The 4,099-nt window shown below is 61.8% G+C and carries 4 protein-coding genes and 1 riboswitch; all 4 genes read left to right on the top strand.

Features of this window, described 5'->3' with window-relative positions; genetic code table 11:
* Positions 1-33: 33 nt before the first annotated feature.
* Complete coding sequence (locus tag LH128_RS20755; RefSeq protein ID WP_202196489.1) at positions 34-1,089, top strand: mechanosensitive ion channel domain-containing protein; 1,056 nt, start codon at positions 34-36, stop codon at positions 1,087-1,089.
* Positions 1,090-1,388: 299 nt separating this feature from the next.
* Positions 1,389-1,468, top strand: a riboswitch (Fluoride riboswitch).
* A 23-nt stretch (positions 1,469-1,491) separates the two neighbouring features.
* Positions 1,492-2,889 (top strand): voltage-gated chloride channel family protein, encoded by a 1,398-nt coding sequence (locus LH128_RS20750; RefSeq protein ID WP_008831646.1) that lies wholly within the window; start codon positions 1,492-1,494, stop codon positions 2,887-2,889.
* A 1-nt stretch (position 2,890) separates the two neighbouring features.
* Positions 2,891-3,313, top strand: coding sequence for a DUF190 domain-containing protein (locus LH128_RS20745; protein ID WP_008831645.1), 423 nt, complete (start codon positions 2,891-2,893; stop codon positions 3,311-3,313).
* Complete coding sequence (locus LH128_RS20740) at positions 3,310-4,026, top strand: response regulator transcription factor (protein WP_327195232.1); 717 nt, start codon at positions 3,310-3,312, stop codon at positions 4,024-4,026. Before LH128_RS20745 ends, LH128_RS20740 begins: the two co-directional genes overlap by 4 nt.
* The last annotated feature ends 73 nt before the right edge of the window (positions 4,027-4,099 follow it).

Below are 4,099 nucleotides of genomic sequence, written 5' to 3'. Positions count from 1 at the left end.
CCTCATCGCCGACATCGAGCAGGCACTGGAAGCATGGCGGGGGCAGTGACCGCGCCCCTTGTCGCGGCCGCCACGGCGAGCCCGACGCCGACCGCGACAGCTACCGCCGTCGTGATCAAGCACGCCGAGCCGGTCGCGGGCGCGGAAGGCATCAAGAACGTCGTCTCGGCCCGTAGCGACACGATCGGCAACATCGTCGACACGCTCGACAAGCTGGCCGTGCAGGTAGGCTCCAGCCGCATTTCGCTGTGGGACCTGACCGTCATCGTCGCGGTGCTGGCGCTGGTGATCTCGGTGGCCTGGGCCGCCAGCCGGCTGTCGAGCCGGGTGCTGGCCCGTGCGACCCGCCTCGACATGACGCAGCGACTGCTGACCGAGAAGATGGTCAGCCTGTTCATCTGGACCGTGGCCATCCTCGTCGGCATCGACGTGCTGGGGATCGACCTGACGGCACTGACGGTGTTCTCCGGCGCCTTCGGCCTCGCCATCGGCTTCGGCCTGCAGAAGACCTTCGGCAACCTGATCGCCGGTATCATCCTGCTGATGGACAAGTCGATCAAGCCCGGCGACGTCATCGCCATCGCCGACCAGAGCGGGCAGTACACCTTCGGCCAGATCCGCCGCATCGGCATCCGCGCCGTCTCGCTCACCACGCGCGACCAGAAGGAATACCTGATCCCGAACGAGAACCTGATGATCAATCAGGTCGAGAACTGGTCATATTCGTCGAAGAACGTGCGTATCCAAGTCCCGGTCGTGGTCCCCTATGCCTCCGATATCGAGCTTGCCGAGAAGCTGATGCTGGAGGCAGCGGGTGCCGTGAAACGTGTCCTCAAGGCCCCGCCGCCAACCGTCTGGCTCGACAGCTTTGCGGAGAATGGAGTCGCGTTTGTGATCCATGTTTGGATCACCGACCCCGAAGAAGGCACTGGAAACGTGCGTTCTGATGTCCTCAAAGGGCTCTGGAGGCTTATGCGCGAGAACGGCATCAAGGTGCCTTTCCCTCAGCGCGATCTCAACCTTCGCGATACTGAGACGATGCGCGAGTTGATCGCCGCGCTTCGCTCCGACGAGGGTAAAACCTCTTAGACTGATCGCAGTATACCCACCTGCTCGAGTCTTATCCGGAGGCTAGCCGGTAGAAGGTCGGGGGAGGTCGGTTCGAGGACGGACGCGGGGTATCCTTGGCAGCAGAGGACCGCACATGATCTCCGCCGCACGTTTTCAAACCTTGCGAACGGTATTCTCGATGATGAGGAGAACGCTGTTCTTGGCGAGAACCACATCGAAGGGGTCATGGCCCATAAAGTCGGGGGAAGGTGTCAAACACCTATGACAAACATCAATATGTCATCGCAGCATTGACCAAAATCGCCGCGAAGAGCATATCGGTGCCAGGCAATGGATTTCTGCCTGTCCCTCTCTTGAGGGCCGAACCGCCATTTTGGCTGATGATTCCTACCTTTCGCCGTCAGGCAACAAGGTGGAATCGTGCGCGCAATTATCGGTCAGTTCGTCCGCAATCTCAATTTTGAAGACTTCGCCCAGACGCGGCGTGAACACGTCGTCTCGGTCATCCGCTGGGTCTTGATCCTCGTACCCATGGCGGTCGTGATCGGCAGTCTTTGTGCAACCTTCCTTTGGAGCCTGGACGTCGCAACCCGGACGCGCTTCGCGCACCCATGGTTGTTGTACCTGCTGCCTGTCGCCGGCTTCGGCGTCGGCCTCATCTATCACTGGGTCGGTCGTAGCGTCGAAGGCGGCAACAACCTCATCGTCGAACAGATTCATGAGCCAGTTGACGGTGTGCCGTTGCGGATGGCGCCGCTCATCCTTGTTGGCACGGTCATCACGCACCTGTTCGGTGGTTCAGCCGGACGTGAAGGAACCGCGGTCCAGTTGGGCGGCAGTCTTGCAAGCTCGGTGGCGCGGATCGCCAAGCTGGATGAGTCCGGGGTGCGGATTGTCCTGACCGCCGGAATCGCGGCGGGCTTCGGTGCCGTGTTCGGCACTCCGCTCGCCGGCGCGGTCTTTGCTCTTGAGGTGCTGGCGATTGGCCGGGTCGAGTATTCGGCTCTGGTGCCATGCCTGGTCGCCGCGATCGTCGGCGACTGGACCTGCCAGATGTGGGGCATCCACCACGGCAATTACCATATCGATTATGTCGCCTCGGGCGCGGCGCTGACGGTCGAACCGCTGCTGTTGCTTCAGGCTGCCGCTGCGGGCGTCATCTTCGGCTTGGCCGGCCGCCTCTTCGCCGAAGCTAATCACGGGCTGAGCGGCGTGTTCAAGCGTTATATCCCCTACGGCCCGTTTCGCCCATTGGTGGGTGGCCTGCTGGTGATCGGTCTTGTCTATACCCTGGGGACGCAGGACTATCTTGGCCTGGGCGTATGGTCTGCTGATCCGTCGGCGCCCACGATCGCGAAGTTCTTCGAGCCGCCGGTCGATAGCTGGAGCTGGCTGCTGAAGATCCTCTTCACGGTCGTGACGCTCAGCGCCGGCTTCAAGGGCGGCGAGGTGACGCCGCTGTTCTTTATCGGCGCAGCCCTTGGCAATGCCGTCGGAGGACTGTTCGGCGCTCCTATCGACCTGTTCGCAGGGCTGGGCTTCGTCGCCGTCTTCGCCGGCGCCGCGAACACGCCGCTGGCCTGTGCGATCATGGGCGTCGAGCTCTTCGGTGCCACGCATATCGTACCGATCGCTGTCGCCTGTTTCACCGCCTATCTCTGCTCAGGCCACAGTGGGATCTACCTTTCCCAGCGGATCGCTGTCCCCAAGGCGCGGTCTGGTCGGTCAGATGTCGGCGGCACGCTCCGCGACGCGCGAGCTCCCCGGCCTCGACCTCAAACCGCAGCAATCCCATCTACCGCCAGCAATGAGAAGTGACATGACCGATCTGCATCACGTGCGAACGGCCGAGATCGGCATGCTCCGGATATACATGAAGCCCTCGGACAAGCTGTCGAAAGGGACGTTTCGCACCCTCTGGTCGAGCAAGCCGCTGTACCGCGAACTGGTTCAGCGCGCGAGGGCGCAAGGCCTGTTGAATGCCATCTTGTATCACACCCACTATGGCTACTCGGACCGTGGACAGATCCGGGAGAGCGGTGCGGAGATCAGTGATCCGCACCTGACGATATGCGTCGAACTGATCGACCAGCGTGCGGAACTTGAACGCTTCTGCGCGGCCCAGGGAGAAATCCTCGCGGACAAGGTGATCATCTACAAGCATATCGAGCACTGGCGTGTGGGAAGTGGCAGCGTCCACCGGCAGGATGTAGGTCTGGTCGAACTGGAGACGGAAGGATGAGCAGCACGCCGCCGGGCGTGGGCTTGGTCCCTTCGAGGCGTATGTTCGGAATTCCGAACTTGCTTCAGGAAGGCAATCCTTATGGAAGCTGGGCCGGAGAAAGACTTCGGACCATGAAAATTCTACTGCTCGAAGATGACGCAGCCACGCGCTCGCACATCGCGAAAGCGCTGTCGGCGAGCGGGCATGTCGTCGACGAATGCGCCACCGGCGAAGACGCCGTGCATCTCGCTTCGACCGGCGAATACGCGGTGCTGATCCTCGACCGTATGGTCCCGGTGATTGATGGCCTCACAGCCCTGCGAAGCCTGCGCGAGGCCGGGGTTACGACTCCGGCGCTCCTGCTTACGGCCATGGACGGGGTAAGTGACCGGGGTCAGGGCCTCCTGGGCGGGGCTGACGATTATCTCGTGAAGCCTTTCGCCACCAGTGAGTTGCTGGCCCGGGTCCAGGTGCTCGGTCGGCGGCCACCCACTATCGAAGCCATCACGGTCCTGCGCGTCGGTGATCTGGAATTCGATCTTATCCGTCGGACCATTTCGCGCCGCGGGCGGCGTATCGAGCTTCAGGCGCAGGAGATGAAGCTGCTTGAGTATCTCATGCGGCATAAGGGCGAGATCGTTACCCGAACGATGATGCTGGAGAACGTCTGGTCGCTGCATTTCGACCCCGGTGTCAACGCCGGGATAAAATTGGGCCAGGCACCGGTTTAAAAAGGGGCCAGTTGGGTTGAATAAAAGGCCTCAGGGTTGAGGCTGGGCACTATCGGCAGCGGGGAAGCGGCTG

The organism is Sphingomonas sp. LH128, assembly GCF_000293195.2.
GTDB lineage: Bacteria > Pseudomonadota > Alphaproteobacteria > Sphingomonadales > Sphingomonadaceae > Novosphingobium > Novosphingobium resinovorum_A.
The sequence above is the reverse complement of the archived record's forward strand: the minus strand, read 5'-3'. Positions and strand labels throughout refer to the sequence as shown.

Bases quoted from the DNA above. Each gene is read 5' to 3' on its own strand.
- LH128_RS20755 (WP_202196489.1), top strand. From the start codon at position 34: ATGGCGGGGGCAGTGACCGCGCCCCTTGTCGCGGCCGCCACGGCGAGC.
- LH128_RS20745 (WP_008831645.1), top strand. From the start codon at position 2,891: ATGACCGATCTGCATCACGTGCGAACGGCCGAGATCGGCATGCTCCGG.
- LH128_RS20740 (WP_327195232.1), top strand. From the start codon at position 3,310: ATGAGCAGCACGCCGCCGGGCGTGGGCTTGGTCCCTTCGAGGCGTATG.